Origin of the sequence: Microbulbifer agarilyticus (assembly GCF_019800665.1) — a bacterium.
Taxonomy (GTDB): Bacteria; Pseudomonadota; Gammaproteobacteria; order Pseudomonadales; family Cellvibrionaceae; genus Microbulbifer; species Microbulbifer agarilyticus_C.
Genome location: NZ_JAHVKO010000001.1, coordinates 760,711 through 786,664, shown reverse-complemented (window position 1 = coordinate 786,664; position 25,954 = coordinate 760,711). Strand labels below are relative to the sequence as shown.

27 protein-coding genes are annotated in these 25,954 nt (G+C 54.7%); 24 read left to right on the top strand and 3 right to left on the bottom strand.

The window, feature by feature from the left end; all coding sequences use genetic code 11:
- Positions 1-283: 283 nt before the first annotated feature.
- Entirely contained in the window at positions 284-1,192 is a 909-nt protein-coding gene (gene rluC / locus KUV22_RS03265; protein ID WP_222228791.1) for a 23S rRNA pseudouridine(955/2504/2580) synthase RluC, read from the top strand.
- Positions 1,193-1,218: 26 nt separating this feature from the next.
- Positions 1,219-1,863, top strand: coding sequence for an HAD-IA family hydrolase (locus KUV22_RS03260; RefSeq protein ID WP_222228331.1), 645 nt, complete (start codon positions 1,219-1,221; stop codon positions 1,861-1,863).
- Positions 1,864-1,893: 30 nt separating this feature from the next.
- Here KUV22_RS03260 and KUV22_RS03255 read toward each other — a convergent pair whose 3' ends face one another.
- Complete coding sequence (locus tag KUV22_RS03255) at positions 1,894-2,478, bottom strand: Maf family protein (protein ID WP_222228329.1); 585 nt, start codon at positions 2,476-2,478, stop codon at positions 1,894-1,896.
- Positions 2,479-2,602: 124 nt separating this feature from the next.
- Between KUV22_RS03255 and KUV22_RS03250 the strand changes: the two genes are divergently transcribed.
- From KUV22_RS03250 to KUV22_RS03180, 15 genes are all read left to right on the top strand, one after another.
- The gene (locus KUV22_RS03250) at positions 2,603-3,181 is read left to right on the top strand and encodes a YceD family protein (RefSeq protein ID WP_224916757.1); all 579 of its coding nucleotides are present in this window, start codon (positions 2,603-2,605) and stop codon (positions 3,179-3,181) included.
- 79 nt (positions 3,182-3,260) lie between these two features.
- Positions 3,261-3,452, top strand: coding sequence for a 50S ribosomal protein L32 (rpmF, locus tag KUV22_RS03245; protein WP_077403652.1), 192 nt, complete (start codon positions 3,261-3,263; stop codon positions 3,450-3,452).
- 27 nt (positions 3,453-3,479) lie between these two features.
- Positions 3,480-4,490 (top strand): phosphate acyltransferase PlsX, encoded by a 1,011-nt coding sequence (gene plsX, locus KUV22_RS03240; protein WP_224917197.1) that lies wholly within the window; start codon positions 3,480-3,482, stop codon positions 4,488-4,490.
- A 96-nt stretch (positions 4,491-4,586) separates the two neighbouring features.
- Complete coding sequence (fabD, locus tag KUV22_RS03235) at positions 4,587-5,531, top strand: ACP S-malonyltransferase (RefSeq protein WP_222228325.1); 945 nt, start codon at positions 4,587-4,589, stop codon at positions 5,529-5,531.
- Between the two features lie 92 nt (positions 5,532-5,623).
- A complete protein-coding gene (gene fabG, locus KUV22_RS03230; protein WP_222228323.1) occupies positions 5,624-6,379 on the top strand; it encodes a 3-oxoacyl-ACP reductase FabG in 756 nt (251 codons plus the stop codon).
- Positions 6,380-6,604: 225 nt separating this feature from the next.
- Positions 6,605-6,841 carry an acyl carrier protein gene (gene acpP / locus KUV22_RS03225; protein ID WP_010130751.1) on the top strand — a complete coding sequence of 79 codons (237 nt, stop codon included), beginning with the start codon at positions 6,605-6,607 and terminating at the stop codon, positions 6,839-6,841.
- Positions 6,842-7,045: 204 nt separating this feature from the next.
- A complete protein-coding gene (gene fabF / locus KUV22_RS03220) occupies positions 7,046-8,287 on the top strand; it encodes a beta-ketoacyl-ACP synthase II (RefSeq protein ID WP_222228321.1) in 1,242 nt (413 codons plus the stop codon).
- Positions 8,288-8,352: 65 nt separating this feature from the next.
- Positions 8,353-9,246, top strand: coding sequence for an aminotransferase class IV (locus KUV22_RS03215; protein ID WP_222228319.1), 894 nt, complete (start codon positions 8,353-8,355; stop codon positions 9,244-9,246).
- Positions 9,240-10,355 (top strand): endolytic transglycosylase MltG, encoded by a 1,116-nt coding sequence (gene mltG / locus KUV22_RS03210; protein WP_261319084.1) that lies wholly within the window; start codon positions 9,240-9,242, stop codon positions 10,353-10,355. Before KUV22_RS03215 ends, mltG begins: the two co-directional genes overlap by 7 nt.
- A 35-nt stretch (positions 10,356-10,390) precedes the next feature.
- Positions 10,391-11,029 (top strand): dTMP kinase, encoded by a 639-nt coding sequence (gene tmk, locus KUV22_RS03205; RefSeq protein ID WP_222228317.1) that lies wholly within the window; start codon positions 10,391-10,393, stop codon positions 11,027-11,029.
- Positions 11,026-12,063, top strand: a complete 1,038-nt coding sequence (locus KUV22_RS03200; RefSeq protein WP_222228315.1) for a DNA polymerase III subunit delta' — start codon at positions 11,026-11,028, stop codon at positions 12,061-12,063. Before tmk ends, KUV22_RS03200 begins: the two co-directional genes overlap by 4 nt.
- Positions 12,064-12,250: 187 nt before the next feature.
- Complete coding sequence (locus tag KUV22_RS03195) at positions 12,251-12,604, top strand: PilZ domain-containing protein (RefSeq protein WP_010130745.1); 354 nt, start codon at positions 12,251-12,253, stop codon at positions 12,602-12,604.
- Positions 12,605-12,792: 188 nt separating this feature from the next.
- Positions 12,793-13,569: a TatD family hydrolase gene (locus KUV22_RS03190; RefSeq protein ID WP_222228313.1), complete on the top strand. Its 777-nt coding sequence runs from the start codon at positions 12,793-12,795 to the stop codon at positions 13,567-13,569.
- 30 nt (positions 13,570-13,599) lie between these two features.
- Positions 13,600-14,232 carry a dUTP diphosphatase gene (locus KUV22_RS03185; RefSeq protein WP_222228311.1) on the top strand — a complete coding sequence of 211 codons (633 nt, stop codon included), beginning with the start codon at positions 13,600-13,602 and terminating at the stop codon, positions 14,230-14,232.
- A gap of 100 nt (positions 14,233-14,332) precedes the next feature.
- Positions 14,333-15,313 carry a malate dehydrogenase gene (locus tag KUV22_RS03180; protein WP_010130741.1) on the top strand — a complete coding sequence of 327 codons (981 nt, stop codon included), beginning with the start codon at positions 14,333-14,335 and terminating at the stop codon, positions 15,311-15,313.
- Between the two features lie 93 nt (positions 15,314-15,406).
- On the opposite strand, the gene asnS is transcribed toward KUV22_RS03180, so the two are convergent.
- Positions 15,407-16,807: an asparagine--tRNA ligase gene (gene asnS, locus KUV22_RS03175; protein WP_222228309.1), complete on the bottom strand. Its 1,401-nt coding sequence runs from the start codon at positions 16,805-16,807 to the stop codon at positions 15,407-15,409.
- A 309-nt stretch (positions 16,808-17,116) separates the two neighbouring features.
- Between asnS and KUV22_RS03170 the strand changes: the two genes are divergently transcribed.
- From KUV22_RS03170 to KUV22_RS03145, 6 genes are all read left to right on the top strand, one after another.
- Positions 17,117-17,653: a DUF2244 domain-containing protein gene (locus tag KUV22_RS03170; protein ID WP_222228307.1), complete on the top strand. Its 537-nt coding sequence runs from the start codon at positions 17,117-17,119 to the stop codon at positions 17,651-17,653.
- A 169-nt stretch (positions 17,654-17,822) separates the two neighbouring features.
- A complete protein-coding gene (bcp, locus tag KUV22_RS03165; protein ID WP_222228305.1) occupies positions 17,823-18,299 on the top strand; it encodes a thioredoxin-dependent thiol peroxidase in 477 nt (158 codons plus the stop codon).
- A gap of 444 nt (positions 18,300-18,743) precedes the next feature.
- Positions 18,744-19,190 carry a helix-turn-helix domain-containing protein gene (locus tag KUV22_RS03160; protein WP_010130737.1) on the top strand — a complete coding sequence of 149 codons (447 nt, stop codon included), beginning with the start codon at positions 18,744-18,746 and terminating at the stop codon, positions 19,188-19,190.
- A 129-nt stretch (positions 19,191-19,319) separates the two neighbouring features.
- The gene (gene yajC, locus KUV22_RS03155) at positions 19,320-19,652 is read left to right on the top strand and encodes a preprotein translocase subunit YajC (RefSeq protein ID WP_010130736.1); all 333 of its coding nucleotides are present in this window, start codon (positions 19,320-19,322) and stop codon (positions 19,650-19,652) included.
- 132 nt (positions 19,653-19,784) lie between these two features.
- The gene (locus KUV22_RS03150) at positions 19,785-20,831 is read left to right on the top strand and encodes a D-cysteine desulfhydrase family protein (RefSeq protein ID WP_222228303.1); all 1,047 of its coding nucleotides are present in this window, start codon (positions 19,785-19,787) and stop codon (positions 20,829-20,831) included.
- 341 nt (positions 20,832-21,172) lie between these two features.
- On the top strand, positions 21,173-22,831 hold the full coding sequence (locus tag KUV22_RS03145) for an alanine/glycine:cation symporter family protein (RefSeq protein WP_224916748.1): 1,659 nt from the start codon (positions 21,173-21,175) through the stop codon (positions 22,829-22,831).
- Positions 22,832-22,902: 71 nt separating this feature from the next.
- Here the strand turns inward: KUV22_RS03145 and KUV22_RS03140 are convergent, their stop codons facing one another.
- The gene (locus KUV22_RS03140; RefSeq protein ID WP_222228299.1) at positions 22,903-24,237 is read right to left on the bottom strand and encodes a glutamine synthetase family protein; all 1,335 of its coding nucleotides are present in this window, start codon (positions 24,235-24,237) and stop codon (positions 22,903-22,905) included.
- A 302-nt stretch (positions 24,238-24,539) separates the two neighbouring features.
- On the opposite strand from KUV22_RS03140, the gene KUV22_RS03135 reads away from it, so the two are divergent.
- Positions 24,540-25,847, top strand: coding sequence for an NAD(P)/FAD-dependent oxidoreductase (locus KUV22_RS03135; RefSeq protein ID WP_222228297.1), 1,308 nt, complete (start codon positions 24,540-24,542; stop codon positions 25,845-25,847).
- Positions 25,848-25,954 lie beyond the last annotated feature (107 nt).

Here is a 25,954-nt window from a genome sequence, read left to right as displayed (position 1 = left end):
GATAACGCGGTTTTCCGCGCACCGGCCTGATTGGCGGTATTTTCTCGAGAACGGCACCTGGGTTTTTATATAGCAGAAAAACCGTGCACCGCCGAAAACCAGCCCAACTTAGGCGGGCCGAATATAACATGGCCTATCTTGGGCATCAATTGTGTGCTTCAAATGGGTTGTGCATGCCGTTATCATGCGCCCCATGCGAAGTACCCCTCCAAACAAGGCCGCTCAGGCCAAAGAATCTCGTTCTGGCGCCAATTCCCCCAAGGGGGGCGCTGGTGTGCAGTTTATTACCGTTCCGGAAGAGCTGGCTGGCCAGCGCGTGGACAACTTCTTGCAGGCGCGCCTTAAGGGTGTGCCACGCTCGCGTATCTACCGCATTCTGCGCAAGGGTGAAGTGCGGGTAAATAAAGGAAGGGTAAAGGCGGAATATCGCCTGAAGGCGGGGGATCTCGTCCGTGTACCCCCGGTTCGCGTTTCAGAGGAAACACCGCCCGCTGTGGCGGGGGATCAGCTGCGGCGCACACTTGAGGCGGCCATTCTTTACGATAAGGGTGGTCTGCTGGTGGTGAATAAGCCCTCGGGACTGGCGGTCCACGGTGGTAGCGGTGTGCGGCTTGGTCTGATTGAGGCGCTGCGCCAGATGTATCCCGAAAGCCCGTTTATGGAGCTGGTGCATCGGCTCGATCGCGATACCAGTGGTGCCATCCTCGTCGCGCGGAAACGGTCCGTTCTGCTACATGTGCAGAGTGAATTGCGTGCCGGGAAAATGGATAAGTCCTATCTGGCACTCGGTGTGGGTAAATGGCCGCGCGCGCAAAAGCTGGTCGAGGCTCCACTGCGTAAAAACACGCTGAAGAGCGGCGAGCGCATGGTTGTCGTGGACGGCGAGGGTAAGCCCTCGACGACGCGGTTTCAGGTTGAGGAGCGACTCAACGGCGCCACTTTGTTGCGCGCGGAGCCGGTGACCGGGCGTACCCACCAGATTCGAGTGCACGCACAGTTTGTCGGTTGCCCATTGGCGGGGGATGCCAAATATACGCCCGACGAAGCTAACGCGCATTTCCGGCAGCTGGGTCTCAAGCGCCTATTTTTGCACTCTGCCCGGGTGGGCTGCAGCTTGCCTGACGGTACTCGTGTGAGTGTTGAGGCGCCACTGCCTGCAGAGCTGGCTGGGCTTCTGGGTAAGTTGCGCTAAGAGTTTTTGATAGGGAGCGGTTGCCGATGCTGGTTATTCTCGATTGGGATGGGACGGTATGCGACTCGGAGGCCCGAATTGTGGCCTGTATGCAGCGCGCTTCTGATCGCGCCGGCTTGCCGGTGCTCGAGCCCTCCGCGATCGGCAATATCATCGGTCTTGGTCTCCCTGAGGCGATTGCCACGTTATTTCCCGAAGCGCATAGCCAGCAGCGCGGAGACTTACGCGAGTACTATACCGAAGAGTGGTTGGCTGCGCGCGGTGAACCACTGCCGTTGTTTGATGGGGTTTTGGATACTCTTGATCAGCTTCTTGGGTCTGGTCACCAGTTGGCGGTTGCGACCGGGAAGAGTCGCCGTGGCCTGAATCGCGAATTTGCCGAGCATGGAATAGGGCACTTGTTTGCCACGAGTCGCTGTGCGGATGAAACTGCTTCAAAACCGAATCCGACCATGTTGCGTGAGATATTGTCCGAGACAGATTTGCCCGTCTCGGAAGCGGTAATGGTGGGGGATACGGAATTTGATCTGAAGATGGCGGCGGCAATTGATATGCCCGCGATAGGTGTCAGCTACGGCGTGCACAGTCGTGAGCGGCTGCACGACTGTTCCCCACTAAAGGTCATTGATCACTTTACCGAGCTTCTCGCCTGGCCACCGTTAGTCCCTTGATGCCCGCTAATTGCACCTGAGTCGGCCAGGTTATCGGCCGAGGGGGTTGATTCCCTTGTGTCTTAGTAGCTCAACCAATCGAATTAGTGGTAACCCGATAAGTGTATTGGGGTCAGTTCCTTCCATTTTTTCGAACAAAGTGATCCCTAGACCTTCCGACTTAAACGAACCCGCACAATCCAGAGGCTGGTCGAGCTCAACGTAGCGGGTGATCTCTTCTCTGTTGAGCTCGCGAAAGTGTACTGAATAGGTTTCGCATACGGTCTCGTGGCTCATGTCGCGCGTGTCCACCAGGCATAGGCCAGTATGAAAGTTTACCGTGTAGCCCGAGCTCTGGGTGAGCTGCTCTATGGCGCGCTCCTTGGTACCGGGCTTGCCCAGTAGTGTGCCGCGACACTCCGCGACCTGGTCGGAGCCGATGATGAGGTGGTCAGGATACTTGCCTGCCAACGCCAGTGCCTTTTCGCGCGCGAGCCGGCTGGCGAGATCACCGGCCGCTTCCCCGGGCAATGCTTCTTCATTTATATGGGGTGCGCAGCTTTCAAACGTTAGGTGCAGCTTTGACAGGAGCTCGCGGCGGTAGCTCGAACTGGACGCTAGAATTAGGTTGCGCATGAAGCTTCTCCACTGGTTGTCCCTCCCTGGGAAATCATGGGAGAGCGAGTGTTTTCGGGCGCTGATCATGCGGTGGATGATTTGTTTTGACAAGCCTCAGGTGAGTCCATAGAATTGCGCGCTTATGTCGATACCCCCCCAGAAGTCCGGTCAAAAAATGGCGCAGAATTCCTCTCAGAAGTCCGCGCTGCCACGCCGCATAGACGCACGAAAGTTGGTGCAGCGCGGGCAAGAACTGGACGGTATTGTGCCCCACGATGCTCTGCCTCGGCTGACGGCATCTACGGAATCGATCGAGGGTGACGTAACGGTCTCTCTGGCGTTTGCCCGAGACCTGCAGCGCCATCAGGTGGCCACTGGTCATCTTGAATTGACGGTCAACCTGCTTTGCCAACGCTGTTTACAGCCGGTGAGCGAGTTGATTGAAGCGGATGTCGCACTGGGGTTTGTGTGGTCTGAAGAGCAGGGTAATGCCTTACCTAAGTCTCTGGACCCGGTGATACAGGATGGCGATGAGCTGGATCTGTATCAGGTATTGGAAGATGAGATTTTGCTCAATCTGCCAATGGTGGCTTACCACGACTGGGATTGCGTCGCGCATGAGGCATTCCAAAGTCAGAGTGAGGAACCGGAAGCGGAAGAGCAACGAGAAAACCCCTTTAAAGTACTGGAACAGTTGAAGGGTTCGTCAAACAAGTCTTGAGGGCTGTTTGAAGGGTTTGGGCTCGCCGGTAGGCGCCCCGGTTCCGGTTTAAACTGTTAGTTATGTTTAGGAGCACCAAATGGCTGTTCAGAAGAGCAAAAAAACCCGTTCCCGTCGCGGCATGCGTCGCTCTCACGACGCCCTGAGCGGACCAACTCTGTCCGTAGACCCGACCACCGGTGAGAAGCACCACCGTCATCACGTGACCAAAGACGGTTTCTACCGTGGTCGCAAAGTGGTAGACGTTGGCGGCTCTTCCGAAGAAGAGTAAGTTTTGTCCAGCCAATTTCGATTGGCCGTGGATGCGATGGGCGGGGACTTAGGTCCCCGCTCTGTCGTTCCGGCCTGCGCAAGATTTCTTATCCGCTATCCTCGTGCAGCGCTCAAGCTGTTCGGTCCCCGCTCGGAACTCCAATCCCTCCTGAATAGTGAACCTCCATCTGTCCGCGAGCGCGTGGAAGTGGTGGACTGCGTTCAAGTGATTACCCAGGGTTGTAACCCGGTTCACGCCTTGCGTCACAAGCGCGAATCATCAATGGCAAAAGCGTTGCAGTCGGTATCCTCCGGTGAGTGCGGTGCCATGGTGACTTCCGGTAATACCGGCGCATTGTTGGCGTTGGGTCGTAGCATTCTGGGTACGGTTGAGGGTGTGCGTCGTCCGGCACTTGGCAAATCGGTGCCCACCTCGGAAGGCTCCTGCTTTTTATTGGACTTGGGTGCCAATATCGATTGCAGCGCAGAAGATCTGGTGCAGTTTGCACGTATGGGTGTTGAGGCGCAGCGGGTATTTTCAGGTCGGCAGGATCTCTCTGTTGCCTTGCTGAATATTGGTGCAGAAGAGCACAAGGGCACCGAAGAGATTCGCCGCGCCGGTCAGCTTCTTCAGGCTGACCCATCAATTCAGTACGCGGGCTTTGTGGAAGGGCACGACATCTTCACGGGTGTTGTGGACGTGGTGGTGTGCAACGGACTCATGGGAAATGTGGCCATGAAATCCGCTGAGGGCGTCATACGACTTATTGGTCAGAAGACGTTCACCATCGATAAGAAGGCTCCCCTGAAGCGGTATTTTGGCCAATTAGCCATAAATCTGTTGCGAAAATGGCGGTCACAGCTGGAGCCGTCCCGCTATAATGGCGCCAGCTTTTTAGGGCTGGAAGGCAACGTCATCAAAAGTCATGGCGGTGCCAGCAGCGAGGCGTTTTACCGCGCTATGTTGACCGCAAAAGAGTGTGCCGAATCTGACCTGGCACATCTTGTAGGGCGGGCTCTGGCCTACCAGGCCCAGCGTCAGACCGGGTGTGATTGATTCCCGGTCTTTCGCCCCAAGGTTCGACCAGCAGGCGCCTGCTGTATAGCCATCCCTGGAATTAGTGGCTTAATTTATTTGGTTAAAGGATGTTCAATGACCAACTCAGTATTGGCGTTCGTTTTCCCCGGGCAGGGCTCCCAGCAAATTGGCATGCTGGCCGATGCTGCCCAGGCCTTTCCTGAGGTCTCTGCGACCTTTTCTGAAGCTTCCTCCGTTCTCGGTTACGATCTTTGGGACCTTTGCCAAAATGGTGCCCAGGAAGACATCAATCTCACCGAAAGAACCCAGCCGCTTCTATTAACGGCTAGCGTTGCGCTTTACCGCGCCTGGTTGGCACAGGGCGGGGCGGCTCCTGCGTTCATGGCGGGCCACAGCCTTGGCGAATGGTCTGCACTTGTATGCTCCGGCGTGCTCGATTTCGCAGACGGTGTGCGTTTGGTGCGCGAGCGCGGGCGCCTGATGCAGGAAGCTGTTCCTGCAGGCGAAGGCGCCATGGCTGCAGTTATCGGTCTCGACGATGCCGCGGTCGAAGCGGCCTGCGCCGAGTCCGCGCAGGGTGAGGTAGTCGCAGCCGTGAACTACAACTCGCCGGGTCAGGTTGTAATCGCCGGTAGCGCAGCGGCCGTCGGTCGCGCCATCGATGCCTGCAAGGCGGCTGGTGCCAAGCGCGCCATGCCATTGCCAGTGAGCGCACCGTTCCATACCGCGCTAATGCGTCCAGCGGCAGACAAACTCGCTCCACAAATCGAAGCGACCGCGTTTAACGCGCCCGCAACACCGATTATTCATAATGTGCACGCCAAAACCGAAAGTGACCCAGCTGCGATCAAGGCCTTGATGGTCGAACAGATCTACAGCCCGGTACGCTGGACTGCCTGTGTTCAGTCGATGGCGAGCTCTGGGGTGCAGCAGCTGGTTGAGTGCGGTCCGGGCAAGGTCCTGGCCGGCCTCGCAAAGCGCATTGACCGCAGCCTTACCGCGCACAATATTGAATCATCCGAGCAGCTATCCGCAGCGGTTACCGCTACGGCCAGCTAATAGCCGCATAAAACAGCTCAATAGTTGACGAAGAACCCCGCCCCTCCGCCCCGTTTTGTTAATGGGTCGGTTGTTGGCGATCTGGAGAAATTATGACAATTACAACTTCACTGGAAGGGAAAGTTGCACTGGTTACTGGCGCCAGCCGAGGAATTGGCGCGGCGATTGCAGACCTACTTGGTGCGCAGGGTGCCATTGTGATCGGCACTGCGACCAGTGCTGGCGGCGCAGAAAAAATTACGGCACGTTTTGCAGAAAAAGGTATCAAAGGTTCTGGTAAAGAGCTGGACGTAACCAACGCTGAAAGTATTGCTGGCGTTTTGGACGCAGTAAAAAGTGAATTTGGTGCGCCGACCATCCTGGTAAACAACGCCGGGATTACCAAAGACAACCTGCTGATGCGCATGAAAGATAACGAGTGGGAGGACGTTCTGAATACGAACCTGACCGCTGTCTACCGTGTCAGCAAGGCGTGTTTGCGTGATATGACCAAGGCGCGCTGGGGCCGTATTATCAATATCAGCTCTGTGGTCGGCAGCATGGGTAATGCTGGCCAGAGTAATTACGCTGCCACCAAAGCTGGTGTCGGTGGTTTTGCTCGGGCTCTTGCCGCAGAGGTGGGTTCTCGCGGGATTACGGTGAACACCGTAGCACCAGGTTTTATCGATACCGATATGACTAAAGTGTTGCCGGAAGCACAGCGTGAAGCGCTGCTGAGCAAGATCCCTCTGGGGCGCCTGGGCGCACCTGAAGAAATTGCCTCCGTTGTTGCATTTTTGGCCAGTGATGCTGGCGGTTATGTGACCGGAGAGACCATTCAGGTGAATGGTGGCATGTATATGGGTTGATTTTCTTTCGAGAAAATCAACATAACTGATTGATTGGTAAAGAAAAATTTATCATTCAATGGTTGCGGTGAGGCGGTGCATTACATCCCGAAAAAATCAGGGTACAATGCCGCCTCGCATAAACCGTTAGCTGTGTAAGCCGGTTGCTGAATCGTCAAAAAATGACGAATAAATTTTAAGCAGTGACCAAATTAGATTTTTATCCACTAGGAGTTAAATTGAATCATGAGCAGCATTGAAGAGCGCGTAAAAAAGATCGTTGCTGAACAACTGGGCGTGAAGGAAGAAGATGTAAAACCTGAAGCATCCTTTGTTGAAGATCTGGGCGCTGACTCCCTCGACACTGTTGAGCTGGTAATGGCTTTGGAAGAGGAATTCGAGACCGAAATCCCGGACGAAGAAGCCGAGAAAATTACCACTGTTCAGCTGGCCATCGATTACATCAACCAGAACCTGGGTTGATTCCTGCTGGATAGCTTAAGTAGCGCGTGACCAATACACGTTACTTTTACCACCAGTGCCACGCGCACTGGTCGGTATAAAAGCTTTACGAGAGCCGTTCTATGTTGCATAGCGCGGCTCTCGGCATATTTGAAACTTGATAAATTTGCGACCGATAACGGCGATAGGGTTACGGCGCATAGCATTTATATCGGGGAGACATCAGTGTCGAAAAGAAGAGTCGTTATTACCGGTATGGGCATGGTTAGCCCTCTGGGCAACAACCTTGAAGATACCTGGTCTGCTTTGTTGGCAGGTACCAGCGGTGTTGTGCCGATTGACACATTTGATGTTTCTGCATTCAGCACACGCTTTGCAGCGACAGTAAAAGATTTTTCACCGGAGCCTCATATCCCAGCGAAAGAAGCACGCAAAATGGATGTGTTTCTGCAGTATGGGTTGAGCGCCGCTATTCAGGCCATGGAAGATAGTGGCTTGGAAGTATCCGAGGAAATGGCCTCGAAAGTTGGTGCCTGTATCGGGTCTGGTATGGGCGGTATTGCCGCCATTGAGAATAATGCAATGTTGATTGCAGAGAAGGGACCCCGCCGCGTTTCTCCTTTCTTTGTTCCCGGTGCCATTATTAATATGGTTGCCGGTAACCTGTCGATCAAATACGGAATGAAAGGCCCGAACCTTTCGACAACAACTGCATGTACAACCGGAACCCACGCGATCGGAATCGGTTTGCGTACCATTCAATATGGTGATGCCGATGTGATGGTTTGCGGTGGTGCGGAGATGGTTACCACGCCGGTTGGTCTTGGTGGTTTCTGCGCAGCGCGCGCACTCTCCACTCGCAACGATGACCCGCAGGCAGCCAGCCGCCCCTGGGATAAAGACCGTGATGGCTTTGTACTGGGTGAGGGCGCGGGTGTACTGGTACTCGAAGAGTACGAGCATGCCAAGGCACGTGGAGCAAAGATTTACGCTGAGCTGAGTGGCTTTGGTATGAGCGGTGATGCACACCATATGACGTCACCACCAGAAGACGGTGCTGGCGCAGCGCTTTCCATGTCGAATGCGCTGAATGACGCGGGCCTCGAACCTGCGGCTATTCAGTACATTAACGCGCATGGTACCTCTACGCCGCTGGGCGATAAGGCAGAGATTGCTGCGGTACGTTCCGTGTTTTCCGACTCCTTGGATGCGCTGGCGGTAAGCTCGACTAAGTCTATGACCGGTCACCTGCTGGGTGCTGCGGGTGCAATCGAAGCAATTTTCTCGGTTAAATCGATTCAGGATCAGGTCGCGCCACCCACCGTGAATCTCGATAACGTCGATGAGAACTGTACCGGTGTTAACCTGGTGCCACATAAGGCGCAAGAGATGAAAATTGATGCTGCGTTATCCAATTCATTTGGATTTGGCGGCACCAACGGCTCGCTGATTTTTCAGCGCGTTTAACCGTGCAATACGCGATGGAGCGGCTGTGTTTTAACAGTCCGCTCTATTGCTGCCCTCCTTGATCCGTGACGGATATCTACCCTTTCTATTTTTCCGCTGCCGGCGAGCTGCACACGCTCGTGCCGGATAGTGCGTTTCAGTTTGGCGTACTGGAGACAATGCGGGCCGGCCACGGGAAGATCCCGCTGTGGGAATTTCACCGTGCGCGTTTGCAGCGCAGCGCTTCCCCGCCATCCGAGGACCTAAATGCAATCAGCGCATCCTTGGAGCAGGTGACGTCGCGTACGCAAAATTGGCCGGAAGGTGCTCGGGTAAGGCTGCGTTACGGTGTACTGCAAGATACCGACACCGATAAACCCGTGTGGGATTTTCGAGTGGAGCCATTAGAGAAAGCCTCTCCATGGACTAATGGCGTGCTGTTGGGGTTGTGCGGCACCAGACTCACCCGTGATGCTACGCGATCGCCGTTTGCGCCGGGCACGCGAAGTTTGGGCGGTGGTTCAGAGCATGCCGAACTCTACGGCTGTAAATTACTCGTAAGAGATGTCTATACGGGGGCTGCAGCCGAGTGGCCGGCACGCGCAACCACCGGCGAGCCACTGCTCGAGCCGGTGCTGCTGGAACCAAAAGGTGCGGTGATTGAGGGCATTCGTAGCAACCTGTTGCTGCGGATCGGCTCAGATTGGGTAACACCGAGGCTGGATCAGTTTGGAGTGCGCGGGGTCATGTTGCGCTGGCTGGCCGGTCAGGTCGAAATCAGCGAAGATACGCTTTATCCATCGGATCTGGCGAGAGCCGACGAACTGGCGATCTGTAACAGTGTGCGGGGCGTGATTCCCGCGCGATTGCTGGCAAGCACTCCACAAGTCTTGCAAATGGATCCCCAGATACAGAGCCCGGTACGCCCAGGGCGTGCAACAAGCGTGCTGCAAGCGTTAATTTCGGAAGAGTTATGGTAGCGAAGAAAGAAAACCGGAAAAAAGCTTCCGCGAATTCAGGCAAAGGAAAGACGACCAAGGTCTCCAGGCTTGGCAAGTTCGTTCGGGGTGCACTCGTGTTACTGGTGCTCGGTGTCATATCCGGCGGCGCGTCCCTGTGGTTCATTAACAGTGCTCTCATAGCGCCTTTATCCGTTCCGGCGCAGGGGTTGCGAATGGATGTGGAGGCCGGCAGTAACCTTTCACGGGTGGTGCACGGCCTTGCGGCAGACGGAGTTGTAAAACACCCGCGCCTCGTACTGGGTTATGCCCGAATTAAAAAACTCGGCCATATTCACCCTGGCGAATACATGATCCCAGCTGGCAGTAACGCCATGGATCTGGTTGCGCGACTCAATCGAGGTGATGTCACGCGTTATCGTGTCACCCTGGTCGAAGGGTGGACATTCCAGCAGGCGCTCAATCAGATACGCGCCTCACAAAAAATTCGAGCAACGGATGCGGGGGCCACCGTCGAATCCGCTGCGCAAGCCTTGGGCATAGACGGCAATCCGGAAGGTCAGATATTCCCAGATACGTATATCTATCGCTCTGGCACCAGTGATTTAGACCTGTTGCGTCAGGCCAACCAACGTATGAGCAAAGTGCTTGCGGAAGAGTGGGAAAAACGCGGAAATGACCTGCCATATGATTCTCCCTATGATGCTTTGATCATGGCATCCATTGTCGAGAAAGAGACCGGTGTACCCTGGGAGCGCGATGAAATTGCCGGTGTTTTCGTCCGACGCCTGGGCAAGGGCATGCGCCTGCAAACCGATCCTACGGTTATCTATGGCATGGGCGCTAAATACGATGGTAATTTACGCCGCGCTGACTTGCGCCAGCCAACGCCGTACAACACTTACGTGATCAGTGGGATGCCGCCGACACCTATCGCTCTGCCGGGACGGGAAGCCATTCACGCGGCCTTGCACCCCAAACCCGGAAAAAGTTTGTACTTTGTGGCGAAAGGGGATGGCTCGCATTACTTCTCGGAAACACTGTCTGAGCACAACAAGGCGGTGCGCCAGTATCAGTTGAGGCGTCGTTCGGATTACCGTTCGAGCCCAGGAAAAGTACAAGAAAATTAATTAAACGGTTGCCCGTTTTGACGGCCGGAACATCAATGAGCGATCTACCAAACGGTAAATTTATTACTCTGGAAGGCGGAGAGGGCGTGGGTAAGTCCACGAATCTTCGCTTTATCACCCAGTGGCTAACGGAGCAGGGGATTCCGTTTATCCAAACACGGGAGCCCGGTGGTACCCCCCTCGCCGAACAACTGCGGAACCTGCTGCTGGAAAAACGCGAGGAAAGCGTGGACCCCACGGCGGAACTACTGATGGTTTTTGCCGCTCGTGCCCAGCATTTGCAGCGCGTGATATTGCCCGCACTCGCCGACGGAAAGTGGGTTGTTTGTGACCGCTTTACCGACGCGACCTATGCGTATCAGGGAGGTGGTCGTGAACTGGACTGGGACCTGATCGCGCAGCTCGAACAAACCGTGCAGGGTGATCTGCGTCCTGATCAGGTTCTGTTGCTTGATGTCGACCCAGAAATTGGCCTGCAGCGCGCGGCCAGTACCGGTGAGGCAGACCGATTTGAAAGCGAGCAGATTCACTTCTTTAACAAGGTCCGTGCGGCTTACCTCAAACGTGCGGAAAGCGCCCCGGATCAATACACGGTAATTGACGCTTCGGTGCCACTTGAGCAGGTTCAGGAGAGCCTGGCGCTGGCGTTGCGTCAGATTGCGAGCCCGTTATGACATCCGTGGCAGTAGAATCCGAAGGTTTCGCGCAGTCTCAGATTCCATCGCCCCTGCCGTGGCAGGCGGCGCAGTGGCAGCGTCTGGGCGCACAATGGGTTGCAGGACGTTGCCCGCATGCGCTGTTGATCAGTGGTCAATCCGGCCTCGGCAAGCGCCGTTTTGCGGAAGCGTTCAGCGCGCTGCTGTTGTGCGACCAGCCTCGTCATGGTTTGGCCTGCGGCGAGTGCCGCGGTTGTCAGTTGCGCGCTGCGGGTTCCCATCCAGACTTTACCCGTGTGGTACCGGAGAAAGAGCAGGGGCCTTTAAAGGTTGAGCAGATTCGCGAGTTGGGTGAATTTGTTGGTCGCACCAGTGGCCGAGAAGGCGCCCGTGTTGTGCTTCTTGCGCCAGCCGAGGCAATGAATGTTAATGCGGCAAATGCGCTCCTGAAAAACCTTGAGGAGCCATCCGGATCGGTGATTTTCCTACTTATCACGGATCATCCCTCCGGACTGCTGCCGACAATTCGCAGCCGCTGCCAGACCATCGCTTTCCCGATACCGCCGCAGCAATCTGCTTTGCGCTGGCTGCGCGAAAGTGGCATTGAAAACGAAGATGCTGATAGTGCCCTCAACCTCGCTGGCGGTGCGCCGCTGCTGGCTATTCGCCTGATGGAGCCTGAGGCCGAAGAGACTCGGCAAACGTTTTTTGCGGATCTGAGTGGCTTGACACGCGGTGATGAAAACCCAGTGGTGCTGGCAGGCAAATGGGAAAAGCCCGCTGAAGGGGCGGATCTCAATATGCTGCTGCAATTCTGGCAGAGCTGGGTGGCACTGATGCTGAAATCCCGCAGTACCGACGTTGCCGCGGATCCCAAGATTATGGGTTTACTGCAGCGTTTGCCTGGCACGGGACCGGAGAGTATGCGGCCGGTATTTGGATTCTACGATCACCTGCTCAAAGCCCGCGCGCTGCTATCCGGCAACAGCAACCCGAACAAGCGGTTACTGCTGGAAGAGCTGATGATTCGCTGGGCGGCGCTGTTCCGCTGATATTTCACAGGAATGTGGACAGGTCGCTGGCCATCGGGGTAACTTACCACGACAATTCCTATACGGTCGTCGGCTCTACACAGGGTTAGGGATTCAGGCGGCGGTTAAATAATGTACAAGAAGTGGCGTGTGGCCAGCTATCCTTTGCAAGGCTGGCGAGTTACACGCAACCGCGGTGGGGTTTAGCATGAAAGGTATGGGGGGCGGTGCCCGCAACGGCATCCTGTCACTGAAGATTCAAGACAAATCCGTGTTGTATGCAGCGTATATGCCGTTCGTGAAAAACGGTGGTCTGTTTATCAATACCGACAAGTCTTACAGCTTGGGCGACGAAGTTTTCTTGCTGTTGAGCCTGATGGATGAGCCGGAAAAGCTTCCGGTTGCAGGAAAAGTGGTCTGGATTACACCAGGAGGAGCACAAGGCAACCGCACTCCCGGTATCGGTATCCAGTTCAGCGACAAGGAAAATACCGCGCAGAACAAGATTGAAACGCTGCTGGCAGGCTCTCTGGAGTCGAGCCGTCCAACGCACACACTGTAAAGACTTTCCGTTGTCTTTATCCTGCCGGGCGCTTCGGCCCGGCAGCTGCCAGCCACATTCCGGCGCGCCACCAGCGCTTACCGAGACAGGCATATCGCTGGCCATGTCTGTATAATCCCCACGTCATTTTCCCCTGATTCACTTTCCCTGATTCATTGTCTCGAATACAGGGTGATAGGCTGTGATTTATGCTGGTAGATTCTCATTGTCACCTCGACAGGCTCAAGCTCGACAAGTTTGACGGTGATCTGGACGCGGTGCTCGACCTTGCGCGTAGCCGCGGCGTCAGCAAGTTTCTCTGTGTGGGGATTAGCCTGGATAACGTCGACCAGGTAGTTTCCATCGCCAACACCTATCCGGATGTGGTCTGTTCCGTCGGTGTACACCCGCTGGACGTTGATTCAGGCCTGGCAGATGTCGACAAGCTAAAAAGCCTGTCGGCGCAGCCCAACGTAGTTGCACTCGGTGAAACAGGCCTGGATTACTACTACAGCACCGAAACCAGAGAAGTGCAGCAGGAAAGCTTTGTGGCGCATTTGCAGGCCGCCAATCAAATAGGCTTGCCCGTCATTGTGCATACCCGCGATGCGCGTCAGGACACCATCGATCTGATCAAAGAGCATGGCAGCCGTGAACATGCGGGGGTTCTGCACTGTTTCACCGAATCCTGGGACATGGCGAAGGCCGCGTTAGACCTCAACTACTACATCTCCCTGTCTGGCATCGTCACCTTCAAAAATGCGGAAGAGCTTCGTGAAGTTGCCAAGCAAGTGCCGCTGGATCGCCTGCTTGTGGAAACCGATTCTCCGTACCTCGCACCGGTGCCACACCGCGGCAAACCGAATATTCCCGCCTACGTGCGGGAAGTGGCCGAATTTATTGCCGATTTGCGTGGGCTCCCTTACGAAGAGCTTGCCCGCATCACCACTGAAAATTTTTACCGACTTTTCCCGCGCGCTGCATAAATCCGGCCGGGCTGATTTTAGGAAATAACTATGTCTCAACAACAACTGGAGACCATGCTGGCCCTGCAGGACGCCATCAACACGGTCGTAAATGAGAATTGGCGTGAACAGAATTTCGCCTGGTACCGGGCAATTTGGGTAGAGAGCGCCGAGCTGCTGGACCATTACGGTTGGAAGTGGTGGAAGAAACAGGAGCCGGAAATCGAGCAGGTTAAGCTGGAACTCGTGGATATCTGGCACTTCGGCCTGAGCCTGGAGCTGCAGCAGGGTGCCCCCGAGGTTGTTGCTCAAGAAATGCAGCAGCAGCTCGACGCTATCGAGGTCACCGCCGGCGACTTCAGAGAAAACCTGGAGTCATTCACCCTGAATACGCTTGCCACCAAGCAGTTTGACCTGCCCGGATTTGCTCAATTATTAGCCGATTGTGCGATGGATCTCGACGAACTCTATCGTCGTTATGTCGGCAAAAATGTGCTGAATCGGTTCCGCCAGGATCACGGTTATCAAGACGGTAGCTACCAGAAGCAGTGGCAGGGCAGGGAAGACAACGAGCATCTGGCTGAGATTGTTCAATCTTTAGACGCTGCAGCAGAAAATTTCAGCGTTCAGTTGTATGAGGCCTTAAAAGTTCGTTATCCGGGCGCGAAAAAGGATTTGGCGTGATTAATTTGGTCTCTTTTGTATAGAGATATAGACCAAAGGATAATGAAATTAATTTGCAAGGCCCTATAATGCGGGCGCCTGAAAACAACGGAGATACATCGTGAAAGCACCTGTTCGTGTTGCAGTTACCGGCGCCGCCGGTCAGATCAGCTACTCCCTACTGTTCCGCATCGCTTCTGGCGAAATGCTGGGTAAGGATCAACCAGTTATTCTTCAGCTGCTGGAAATTACTCCCGCTCTGGAAGCCCTGAAAGGCGTAGCGATGGAACTGGAAGACTGTGCCTTCCCGCTGCTGGCAGGAATCGTTCAGTCCGACGATGCAACCGTTGCCTTTAAAGACGCCGATTACGCTCTGCTGGTTGGCGCGCGTCCGCGTGGCCCGGGCATGGAGCGTAAGGACCTGCTGGAAGCCAACGCTGCAATCTTCTCTGCGCAGGGTAAAGCTCTGAACGACGTAGCTTCCCGCGACGTAAAAGTACTGGTTGTTGGCAACCCGGCTAACACCAACGCACTGATCGCTCAGCGCAATGCGCCTGACCTGGATCCGCGTAACTTCACCGCCATGACCCGTCTGGACCACAACCGTGCCCTGACTCAGCTGGCGAACAAGACCGATTCCACCGTCAACGACATTACCCACATGACCATCTGGGGTAACCACTCTGCGACTCAGTACCCTGACCTGCACCAGGCCAAGGTGAATGGCGAAGACGCCATGGGTAAAGTAGAGCAGGAGTGGTACGAGACTGACTTCATCCCGACTGTTCAGCAGCGCGGTGCAGCCATCATTAAAGCACGTGGTGCTTCCTCCGCAGCTTCTGCAGCTAACGCTGCGATCGACCACATGCGCGATTGGGCCCTGGGTTCCGCCGAAGGCGACTGGACCAGCATGGGTGTTTACAGCGATGGTTCTTACGGTATTGAGAAAGGCCTGATCTACTCCTTCCCGGTTGTTTGCAAAAACGGCGACTGGGAAATTGTTCAGGGTGTGGACATCAATGATTTCTCTCGTGAGAAGATGACCGCGACTGAGCAGGAACTGGCTGAAGAGCGCGACGCTGTAGCGCACCTGCTGCCGTAAGCTTTTACTCAACCGAGTAAAAGCCATAAAAAAACCCGCACCTTGGTGCGGGTTTTTTTGTTTCTGCCTGCAGTAATCGCTGGCAGCGCAAAGTTAGAACTTCGCGTTGCGCGGTGTGCGCGGGAATGGGATTACGTCGCGGATATTGCCCATACCGGTCACGTAGGACACGATGCGGTCGAAGCCCAGTCCAAAGCCACCGTGCGGAACAGTACCGTAGCGACGCAGGTCGCGGTACCAATCCAGGTGCTCTTTGGGAATATCCATTTCGTCCATACGCGCATCCAGACGATCGAGACGCTCTTCACGCTGAGAACCGCCGATAATTTCACCGATGCCGGGTGCCAGTACGTCCATGGCAGCGACGGTGTTGCCATCGTCGTTCATGCGCATGTAGAAGGCTTTGATGTCCTTCGGGTAGTTCAGCACGATAACGGGCTTTTTGAAGTGCTTCTCTGCCAGGTAACGCTCGTGCTCCGAGGCCAGATCGATGCCCCAGGAAACCGGGAATTCGAACTTCTCTTTGCAGTTTTCCAGGATCTCAATGGCATCGCTGTAATTGATGCGAGCGAAGTCGTTATCGACGATGTTTTCCAGGCGCGAGATGGCTTCTTTATCGATGCGTTGGGCGAAGAATGCCATGTCGTCGGCACGTTCGGTCAGAACCGCACGGAAGATGTACTTGAGCATTTCTTCGGCGAGGTTGGCGCAGTCGGCCAGGTCCGCGAAGGCAATCTCTGGCTCCACCATCCAGAACTCCGCAAGGTGGCGGGTAGTGTTGGAGTTTTCCGCGCGGAAGGTCGGGCCAAAGGTGTAGACCTTGGAGAGCGCGAGGCAGTAGCTCTCTACATTGAGCTGGCCGGATACCGTTAGGAAGGTTTCTTCACCGAAGAAATCCTCGCCGTAGTCCACGTCACCCTTGTCGGTCAGGGGCAGGTTGGTCTGGTCCAGCGTGCTCACGCGGAACATTTCGCCCGCACCTTCACAGTCGGAAGCGGTAATGATCGGGGTGTGAATGTAGTTAAAGCCGCGCTCGTGGAAGAAACGGTGCACGGCCTGCGCAATACAGTTACGCACGCGCGCCACCGCACCACTGACGTTGGTGCGCGGGCGCAAGTGGGCGTGTTCACGCAAGTGTTCCATGCTGTGACGCTTGGGAGACATCGGATAGGTATCTGGGTCTTCCACCCAACCAACCACAGTCACACTGTTGGCCAGCAGTTCGATGGACTGTCCCTTGCCCTCGGAGGCCTTGATCGTGCCTTCAATATCCACGGCGCAGCCAGTGGTCAGGCGCAGAATTTCAGACTGGTAATTGTTGATGTCGGCTTCAACCACCACCTGAATCGGGTCGAAGCAACTGCCGTCGTGCACGGCGAGAAAGGACAGGCCCGCTTTGGAATCACGACGGGTGCGGATCCAGCCCTGGATGCGGGCGGTTTCACCTTCCCGCTGAGTGGACTTTAATAGTTTTTCGATGGACTCAACTTGCATGATGGTGCTCTTGTTGTCGTTCGCGCCTGCCAGTTTACGTGTCGGCCATGGGTTTGCCGGAAACGGGCCAGGCGGTTAATGCACGCGGCTTTTGGACGCGTATTCCCGCCGCATCTTGCCCCCTGTGTGCGGGAAAATCTACCCCTGATACGGCCGGAAGGGCCAGAAGGCAGAGTACATAAGAAGAGGGGGGCAAAATGGGCCATTGGAATACGGGCCACCGGTGCCGCAACAGTATAGAAGCCCACGCTGGCACAAGCTGACTCTTGGTTCAGTTTTACCCTGTCCTACACTGAAATAGTCACAGTGATGGATGATGTACTCATGGTCAAAGAAGTCGGCGGCGCACGCGGGCGTCGGGCCTGTATCCTTCTCGCGCCCAATCAATCCCTGTCTTTTGCCGGCAACCTTTGGGTGTTCATTTCCCTGGTGGCGGTGTCCCTCGGTATCAGTATCGCATTCGCGCTTGCGGGGGCCTGGATGGTCATTCCATTCGCTGGCCTGGAGATGTTGTTGCTGGGAGCACTGTTTGGCTACGTATATATGGAAGGAACACGCCGGGAAGTGATCCGCATAACCGATGAGCGCGTAGTCCTCGATACCAGCCGCGGCAGCCTGAAGCGGCCGGTGTATCACACCGAGTTTGATCGCGACAGCTTGGCGGTACTCGTGCGCATGGGAGCCACACCTGCCGAACCTACGGCGGTGACCTTCAGTGGGCCCGAAGGCTGTTTGGAAGTAGGCGAGTTCCTTACCGACGCGGAAAAGGCTGCGCTCGTGGAAAAGCTCGGCACTTGCGGTTTACGTGCACGCAAAGAGCAATGTTTCCGCTTGCAAGATTTTTGATCCCAAAGGGATTTAAATAATCAGACCGCATTCAACAAATATTTTCTGGAAGATCGCGCCCATCGATAAACTCGATATAATATTGCGCTCGATGTATACGCGCTTGCATTGTAGGTAAGGTTCCAATGCTGCGCTTGCGATTACTTGTATTTCAATAAGGGGAGGCACCATGGCACATCCTAAAATCGGCAATCTCGCACCTGTTTTTACCCTGAAGAATCAAAACGGCGAGAAGGTTGCTTTGAAAGATTTTCGGGATAACAAAAATGTGGTGCTGTATTTCTATCCCAAGGCATTAACACCAGGCTGTACAACGCAGGCGTGTGGTATCCGCGATAGTGCCAAGGAGTTTGCCAAGCGTGACACCGTTGTCTTCGGTCTTAGCCCAGACCCTGAAGCAAAGCTGCAGAAGTTTAATGATAAGTATGAATTGAATTTTGACCTGCTTGCCGATGAGGACCACAAGATCGCCGACAAGTATGGTTGTTGGGGCCTCAAGAAGTTTATGGGTAAAGAATATATGGGCCTGATTCGCACCACTTTTATCATCGACAAGGCGGGGCGTCTGCAACACGTCATCGATAAGGTTAAGACCAAGACGCATCATGACGATGTTCTGAACTGGATTGACGAAAACCTGGCTTAATCAGGGACACGCGGCGGTCTGAGGCCGCGGTGACCTTGCGTTTAGCCCCAAGGGGCCATATCGAGGCCATATCGGGGCTATAAAAGGAGGGCGGTATCGGGCTCGGTGTACTCTTTTTGTGCATTGCTTAAAAAAATTTGCCTGTCGCCCCTTGCATTATCCCTAGATGGTCTATACTGGCTTGTGTAAAGGAGCGCCGCTCAAACGTTTTGCCCAGAGCGATTGGGTGTGGTGCGAGGAAGCAGTACAAAAAACGTTCACTCTGGGTAGGCTTCGTTGCTTGTTTTTCAGGTGCGCCCAGCACCCAAGGTTGTAGTCAGAGATTGCTGGATTTGTAAACGCTAATCAGATCGGCAATAGTACTGGCGGTGGTATAAAGGGTCTCGCAGGAAGCGGGCGTAGAACAATAACCGCGGCTCAAGGAATCCATAAAGGAGCAGCTTAATGAATCACATTCAGCCAGATCAGGCTTCTTTGTCAGAAGACAAACCATTGCAACAGGCGCGTCTGTCCGGTGATCCGAACATTCTCGACCAGTTGCTGGCACCACCGGAAGCGACCAGCTTCGGTATCGCCGCCCGTGTAATCGACGTGCTGGAACAACGGATTGGTAAGGCATCTCTGGCGATTCGCCCGGTGGCTTCTGATCTCAGCATGTCCACCCGCACCCTGCAGCGCCGTTTGCAGGAGCATAACCTCAGTTTTGCATCTCTGCGGGATCACGTTCGCTTCCGTCACGCAGTTCACTTTTTGAAAGACACTGCATTGAGTGTTGACGGTATCTCTCGAATCCTCGATTTCTCTGACAGAACCAGTTTTACCAGTGCATTTAAGCGCTGGACCGGAATGTCACCGACAGGATACCGCCGGCAAGTTCGACAGCGCTATTAATCGGCGCTAACAGATCCCTCGCATCACATGATCCAGGGCCCGCAATTGCGGTGCTCTGGATTGCCTCATTTTGTCAAAGCCGTTAGAGTTGTGCCCCAGAATTTGACTGACTCTATCGAGGTTTAGACCATGGATTTCTTTATTCCTGCTGCAATGGCGCAAGAGGCTGCACCGGCTCCTCAGGGTAACCCGCTGATTACCCTGCTGATGTTCGGCGGCCTGTTTGTATTCATGTGGCTGTTCATTATTCGTCCGCAGCGCAAGCGTCAAAAAGAGCATCAGGAGCTTGTTGGCGCGCTGAAAAAAGGTGACGAAGTGGTAATGACCAGCGGTATGCTGGGTCGTGTCGAGAAAGTAGACGACGATTACCTGATTCTGGAAGTGGCCGATAACATGAAGCTGAAGTTCCAGAAGGTTGCCGTACACGCGGTATTGCCTAAAGGCACCATTAAAAACATCTGAAGACACATGCTTTGCCTTAGTCGTTCGCTAAGTGCAGTTATAAAAGCAGTGTGGCTTCACGCAAAAAACCCGGCGATCGCCGGGTTTTTTTGTAAGTAGTCCGCTAGGCCACGAGTGAAAGGGGAGTTGACCGTGACGATTGTTTATCCGCCGAGAGAGCGGCTTGCGAACCTGCCGACGCCATTACAGCCACTTGATCGTATTAGCGAGAAGTTCTCCAAGCCGTTTGGAGGGCCGCGCATTTGGGTTAAGCGCGATGACCTTACGGAGAGTGCCATGTCAGGCAACAAGCTCCGCAAGCTCGAATTCATTGTCGCAGAGGCCAAGAGAATTGGAGCGGATACGCTGATTACCTGCGGTGGTGAGCAATCGAATCACTGCCGAGCCACTGCACTTGCCGCCGCAAAGTGCGGTCTCCGTGCCCACGTGCTGTTGCGGCAAAGCCGCCCGAAAAGCAAGCTCAGTGATGCACCGGACGGCAATCTATTGGTGGATTACCTCGCTGGTGCCCAGGTGAGCTTGTATCCATTACAAGAATACCTTTCCCGGCTTCCAGAGCTGTTCCAAGAATGGGAACAGCATTATCTGGAGCAAGGCAGCAAAGCGCTTTCCATCCCCACGGGCGGTAGTGATGGGCTCGGTGTGTGGGGTTATATCGCGGGTGTTGAAGAGCTTATTCAGGATTGTCGGCGTGAAGGTTTCGCCCCCCAGCACCTGGTGTGCGCAAGTGGTAGCGGGGGGACGCAAGCAGGTATGACGTTGGGCTGCCAGTTGCTTGGAGAAAGCGCGCAGGTTACCGGATACGCGGTATGCGATGACGAAGAGTATTTTGTAAACAAAGTTGCCGAAGATGTATGCGACTGGAACAGGCGCTACCCGGAAATGGTTCCGCGAGGGTTTGAATTTAATAAAGACCAGGTGAATGTGGTTGATGAGTACATCGGACCTGGGTACGCCATCGCCACCGATGAAATCTATCAGGCGATTGCGATGCTGGCACAGCAGGAGGGTTTACTGTTGGACCCTGTGTACACCGGCAAGGCGTTTTACGGCATGCTGCAAGATATCGAAAAGGGGCGCTATAAAAACAGCGAAAACCTGGTATTCGTACATACCGGTGGACAATTCGGCGTGTTTCCGCAACGCGATGGGTTTCAGCGCAGTTGGGGTGATAAATAAGCAATTTGGCGTCAATTTGTTCGGCTAGATGTAGCGGTTGCGATAATGCTTTTGCGAACATCGGGTGAGGGCGACGACAGGATTTGCTGTTTTAGCGAGAAATTTGGTGGTTAATCGATTTTTTGGCAGAAAACAGGACTTTGATGCTGATAATTGGCGGATTACTGTTCACTTCGTATGGAAGCTGCTACTCTGGCGCCCAACGTCAGGGGCTGGTTTATAAAAATATTCTCTGATTTGCGCGGTGCGTGACTCTGTCTCTGGAAGTTCCGCTCGCGCGTCCAGCCAATGTATGGCTCTGACGATATTTCATTCAAAACGATAAAGTTGTGGGGGTTGATTTGGAATCATTCAATCAATTTTTGTTGACCCTGGATGGGCTGCTGGGTTCGGCAGTCTGGTTTCCGTGGGTGCTGTTAGGGGTCGGCTTCTTTTTTACCCTTTATTTGGGCTTTCCCCAGATCCGCTATTTTGGCCACGCAATCAAGATTGTCCGTGGTAAGTACGACAAGCCGGGCGACCCCGGTGATACCTCTCACTTTCAGGCACTCTCTACCGCGCTTTCCGGCACCGTGGGTACCGGTAACATCGGCGGCGTTGGTCTGGCCATTTTCCTCGGTGGCCCCGCGGCACTGTTCTGGATGTGGGTTACCGCTTTCCTCGGTATGACCACAAAATTTGTGGAAGTAACCCTTTCCCATAAATACCGTATTAAAGCTGCGGATGGCTTCTACGCAGGTGGCCCCATGTTTTACATGGAGCGCCGTCTCAATATGAAATGGCTCGCGGTCATTTTTGCGATCGCAACCGTAATCAGCTCCTTCGGTACCGGAAGCCTGCCCCAGGTAAACAACATTGCCCAGGCAATGCATGACACCTTCGGCCTGAGCAAAATGGTTACCGGCGGTGTGCTGGCGATTCTGCTGGGCATGGTGATTATTGGTGGTATCACCCGTATCGCCAAGGTTACCTCGACCATTGTTCCGGTAATGGCAACCTTGTACATCATCGGCGCTCTCGCGGTGATTCTGTACAACTACCAGAACATTATTCCTTCATTCCAGGCGGTATTTGCCGGTGCCTTTAACGGCAGCGCGGCTGTTGGTGGTTTCCTGGGCGCGAGCTTCGCTTACGCATTCAACCGCGGTGTAAACCGCGGCCTGTTCTCGAACGAGGCAGGTCAGGGCTCCGCGCCGATTGCGCACGCCGCGGCCCGTGCGGACGAGCCGGTATCCGAGGGCATGGTGTCTCTGCTGGAACCGTTTATTGATACCCTGATTATTTGTACGCTGACTGGTCTGGTGATCCTGTCTTCCGGCGTGTGGACCGAGAAGCACATGAACCAGTTCGAACGCGCGGACATGATGGTTGTTGCCGGCACCTACTCGGACAAGGACGAGGCCGACGTTAAGCAGCTGTTTGGTTTCCTGAGCAACCAGAGCAGTGAGGTCACCGCGTACACCGGTGCTATTGTTGTCGCCGACGGTCGCCCGCTGAACGAAAATGAATTCACCGTGCTGAACTCCCGCTCCGTCGCGGAAGATGTTGAGTTCCGTGTTGCCGGTGATAATTTCTCCGGCGTTCTGAATGTGAACAACGGACGCTTGGTAAACCCGAATGTGGACGTCTGGGGTAACTCACTGCTGCACTCGGTGGCACTGACCAACCGCGCGTTCCAGAAAGGTTTCTTCGGCGAATACGGTAGTTACATTGTTACGCTGGGGATTTTGCTGTTTGCATTCTCCACCGCTATCGCCTGGTCCTATTACGGTGACCGCTCGATGATTTACCTTTTCGGGCCGAAGGCGGTGATGCCTTACCGGTTGGTATACGTTGTCGCCTTCTTTTGGGCGGCCATTGAGGATACAACGGTTATCTGGAACCTGTCGGCGGTGGCTATTGTATTAATGACGCTGCCCAACCTGTTCGGTATTTCGATCCTTGCCCGGGAAATGAAAGATACCGTGAAGGACTACTGGAAAGATCCCAGCCATAAGTAGGTTGAGATCAATTCCTGGCATAAAAAAGCCCGGCTAATGCCGGGCTTTTTTATTTGCGCATAACTATGTAATCAAACATTCAGTAGCAGAAACTCACGCTCCCACGAACTGATTACGCGGTTGAATTCTTCGTACTCATCCCGTTTGATTGCCGCCCATGCGCGCACGAAGGTGTCGCCGAACATTTCCACTGCTTCAGGGCATTCGGCCATTAAGCTAAGCGCGTGCTCCTGGGTGCGGGGCAGGGAGATTGGCTCAACCGAGCAATCACCTTCATAAGGCTTGCTGGGCTCAATTTTGTTCATCATGCCCAGATAGCCGCAGGCGAGCGACGTGGCAATTGCCAGGTACGGGTTACAGTCCGCACCGGGGAAGCGGTTCTCCAGGCGCTTGGCCTGCGGGGAGCTATCCGGTACGCGCAGGCCTGTGGTGCGGTTGTCGTAGCCCCAATGCAGGCTAATCGGTGCCGCGTTTTCCTTGGTGAAACGACGGTACGAGTTTACGTTGGGCGCAAAGAACGTCATGAATCCCGGGGTATATTTCTGCATGCCGCCGATGAAGTGCATGAAGCGTTCGTTTTCCGCACCTTCGTCGTCCACAAAAATGTTCTTGCCGGTATTAACGTCCACAATGCTTTGGTGCAAATGCAATGCACTGCCAGGTTCATCGGCCATGGGCTTTGCCATGAACGTGGCATAGATGCCATGGCGCAGGGCGGTTTCACGTACCGTACGTTTGAAGGTAAATACCTGGTCGGCCAGCTTTAATGGGTCGCCATGCAGGAAGTTGATTTCCATCTGCGCGGTGCCCGATTCGTGAATCAGGGTGTCCACGTCCAGGCCCTGGGCCTCCGAGAAGTCATACATGTCCTCGATGATGGACTCGTACTCGTTTGCCGCATCAATACTGTAGGATTGACGGGTTTTCTCGGTACGGCCTGAGCGGCCGACCGGTGCAGAAAGCTTCTCGTCGGGGTCGAGGTTTTTCTTTACCAGATAGAATTCAACTTCTGGCGCGACCACAGGCTTCCAGCCCTGCTCAGCGTATTTATCCAGAACAAATTTCAGAATGTTACGTGTGCTAATCGGATGGGGCTTGCCATCGCGGGTGTAGCAGTCGTGGATGATCTGCGCGGTTGGCTCGTTTGCCCAAGGGTTGAGGCGGATTGAGTCTGGGTCAGGCACAAGCAGCATGTCAGTATCCGCGGGATCGACCAGTTCGTTGTGCTCGTCAACGTAGTCGCCGGTTACGGTCTGCACCAGGATACTCTCCGGCAGACGGCTGTCTTGGGTAAGGAACTTGTCGGTAGGGGTGAATTTACCCCGTGCATTTCCAGACATGTCCGGTACCAGGCACTCGACTTCGGAGATGGAATGTTCCGCGAGCCACTGGGTTATCTTGTCCATGTTACACCTTGAGATTGGAAGGCTTGTTTATAGGTATCTTGCCAAATTCGCCAAAACATTAGCGTAGATTCTTATGGTGAGCGAAGGTTTGGCAGCCGGCGTACAACAATTTTTCTCGCCAGGGCTTTGATTATGACAAAAAACCGAATTATCATTCAAGAAATACCGAATAATGATTCGGTTTTGTTTTGCAGGGTTTCCGCCAGCGCAACCGCCAGGTGGTTAGTAATGGGGCTATGTCCTTAATAATGCCCGGGTGCAAGACAGAACCAGTTGCGTCTAATTGACTTTGGAGATCCTTCATGACCGCTAGCGGAAGCGTTTCAAAGCTGCTCGGCCATACCGATTCCTATTACGCTGCCAGCGCCAATCCCACAAGTGACCATCCGCGCTTGCAGGGTGATGTAGAGGCCGATGTGTGCATTATTGGTGCAGGCTATACCGGGCTTTCGTCTGCGTTGCACCTTGCCGAGCGCGGCTACAAAGTCGTCGTGCTCGAGGCCGAACGTATTGGCTGGGGCGCCTCCGGCCGCAACGGAGGCCACGTGGGAGTAGGGCAGCGCAAGGGTCAGGAAGACCTGGAGAAGATGCTCGGTCTCGATACGGCCAAGGTCCTCTGGGATATGGGCGTTGAGGCCGTGCAGCTGGTCGAGTCACTGATTAACAAGCACGACATCAAATGTGACCTAAAACGGGGCATCATGCACCTCGCGGCCAAAGAGAGTCACGATGACGAGCTGAAATCCGAAGTTGACCTGCTGAATGAACGCTACGGCTATGAGCAGATCCGCTATGCAGACCGCCACGAGGTCGGCGAGCTGGTGGGATCTGAACGGTTTTACGGCGGCCAGGTAGATAGCGGGTCACTGCATCTGCATCCATTGAATTTCGCCCTCGGTCTCGCCGATGCAGCGGCCGCGGCGGGTGTGCAATTTTATGAGCACAGTCGCGTAACCAGTTATCACGGCGGCAACCCCTGCGTAGTCAGCACCTCCGGTGGACGGGTATATGCCAAGAATGTGGTGCTGGCCTGCAACGGTTACCTTGGTGGCCTAGAGCCTCGCATGGCCGGACGCATCATGCCCATCAACAACTTTGTGCTTGCCACCGAGCCACTGAGCGATGGGTTGGCACAGGAATTGATAGCGAACGACTACGCGCTACAGGACACCCTGTTTGTGATCAATTATTGGAAGCTGTCCGGTGATAACCGGTTGGTGTTTGGCGGTGGAGAAAACTACACGTCGCGCTTCCCTCAGGACATCAGGGCGTTCGTGCGTAAGTACATGCTGGAAATCTACCCGCAGCTTGCGGATACCCGTATCGATTACGGGTGGGGCGGTACCCTTGCCATCACCATGAACCGGATGCCGAGCATCGGCCGTCTGGAGCCAAATGTGTACTACAGCCAGGGGTATTCCGGTCACGGTGTTCCCACGGCTACCTTCGCCGGCAAAATTCTTTCGGAAGTTATTGCCGGAACGGAGGAGAGATTTGATATATTGTCGCGCATTCCGACGCCAAGGTTCCCGGGTGGTACCTTGCTGCGTTGGCCTGGGCTTGTCGCGGGCATGCTGTACTACAGCATGATGGACAAGCTGGGCCGGTAGACTTACTCGATTTCTTTGCTTTGTGGCCGTGCGGCACAGCGAAAATCCTGTGTCGTTATTGCCATGCTTCGGCAGGGTGCGGGTACAAATAAAAGTTGAAGAATTGT

Bases quoted from the DNA above. Each gene is read 5' to 3' on its own strand.
- KUV22_RS03260 (WP_222228331.1), top strand. From the start codon at position 1,219: ATGCTGGTTATTCTCGATTGGGATGGGACGGTATGCGACTCGGAGGCC.
- KUV22_RS03255 (WP_222228329.1), bottom strand. From the start codon at position 2,478: ATGCGCAACCTAATTCTAGCGTCCAGTTCGAGCTACCGCCGCGAGCTC.
- KUV22_RS03250 (WP_224916757.1), top strand. From the start codon at position 2,603: ATGTCGATACCCCCCCAGAAGTCCGGTCAAAAAATGGCGCAGAATTCC.
- rpmF (WP_077403652.1), top strand. From the start codon at position 3,261: ATGGCTGTTCAGAAGAGCAAAAAAACCCGTTCCCGTCGCGGCATGCGT.
- fabD (WP_222228325.1), top strand. From the start codon at position 4,587: ATGACCAACTCAGTATTGGCGTTCGTTTTCCCCGGGCAGGGCTCCCAG.
- fabG (WP_222228323.1), top strand. From the start codon at position 5,624: ATGACAATTACAACTTCACTGGAAGGGAAAGTTGCACTGGTTACTGGC.
- acpP (WP_010130751.1), top strand. From the start codon at position 6,605: ATGAGCAGCATTGAAGAGCGCGTAAAAAAGATCGTTGCTGAACAACTG.
- mltG (WP_261319084.1), top strand. From the start codon at position 9,240: ATGGTAGCGAAGAAAGAAAACCGGAAAAAAGCTTCCGCGAATTCAGGC.
- tmk (WP_222228317.1), top strand. From the start codon at position 10,391: ATGAGCGATCTACCAAACGGTAAATTTATTACTCTGGAAGGCGGAGAG.
- KUV22_RS03200 (WP_222228315.1), top strand. From the start codon at position 11,026: ATGACATCCGTGGCAGTAGAATCCGAAGGTTTCGCGCAGTCTCAGATT.
- KUV22_RS03195 (WP_010130745.1), top strand. From the start codon at position 12,251: ATGAAAGGTATGGGGGGCGGTGCCCGCAACGGCATCCTGTCACTGAAG.
- KUV22_RS03190 (WP_222228313.1), top strand. From the start codon at position 12,793: ATGCTGGTAGATTCTCATTGTCACCTCGACAGGCTCAAGCTCGACAAG.
- KUV22_RS03185 (WP_222228311.1), top strand. From the start codon at position 13,600: ATGTCTCAACAACAACTGGAGACCATGCTGGCCCTGCAGGACGCCATC.
- asnS (WP_222228309.1), bottom strand. From the start codon at position 16,807: ATGCAAGTTGAGTCCATCGAAAAACTATTAAAGTCCACTCAGCGGGAA.
- KUV22_RS03170 (WP_222228307.1), top strand. From the start codon at position 17,117: ATGGATGATGTACTCATGGTCAAAGAAGTCGGCGGCGCACGCGGGCGT.
- bcp (WP_222228305.1), top strand. From the start codon at position 17,823: ATGGCACATCCTAAAATCGGCAATCTCGCACCTGTTTTTACCCTGAAG.
- KUV22_RS03160 (WP_010130737.1), top strand. From the start codon at position 18,744: ATGAATCACATTCAGCCAGATCAGGCTTCTTTGTCAGAAGACAAACCA.
- yajC (WP_010130736.1), top strand. From the start codon at position 19,320: ATGGATTTCTTTATTCCTGCTGCAATGGCGCAAGAGGCTGCACCGGCT.
- KUV22_RS03140 (WP_222228299.1), bottom strand. From the start codon at position 24,237: ATGGACAAGATAACCCAGTGGCTCGCGGAACATTCCATCTCCGAAGTC.
- KUV22_RS03135 (WP_222228297.1), top strand. From the start codon at position 24,540: ATGACCGCTAGCGGAAGCGTTTCAAAGCTGCTCGGCCATACCGATTCC.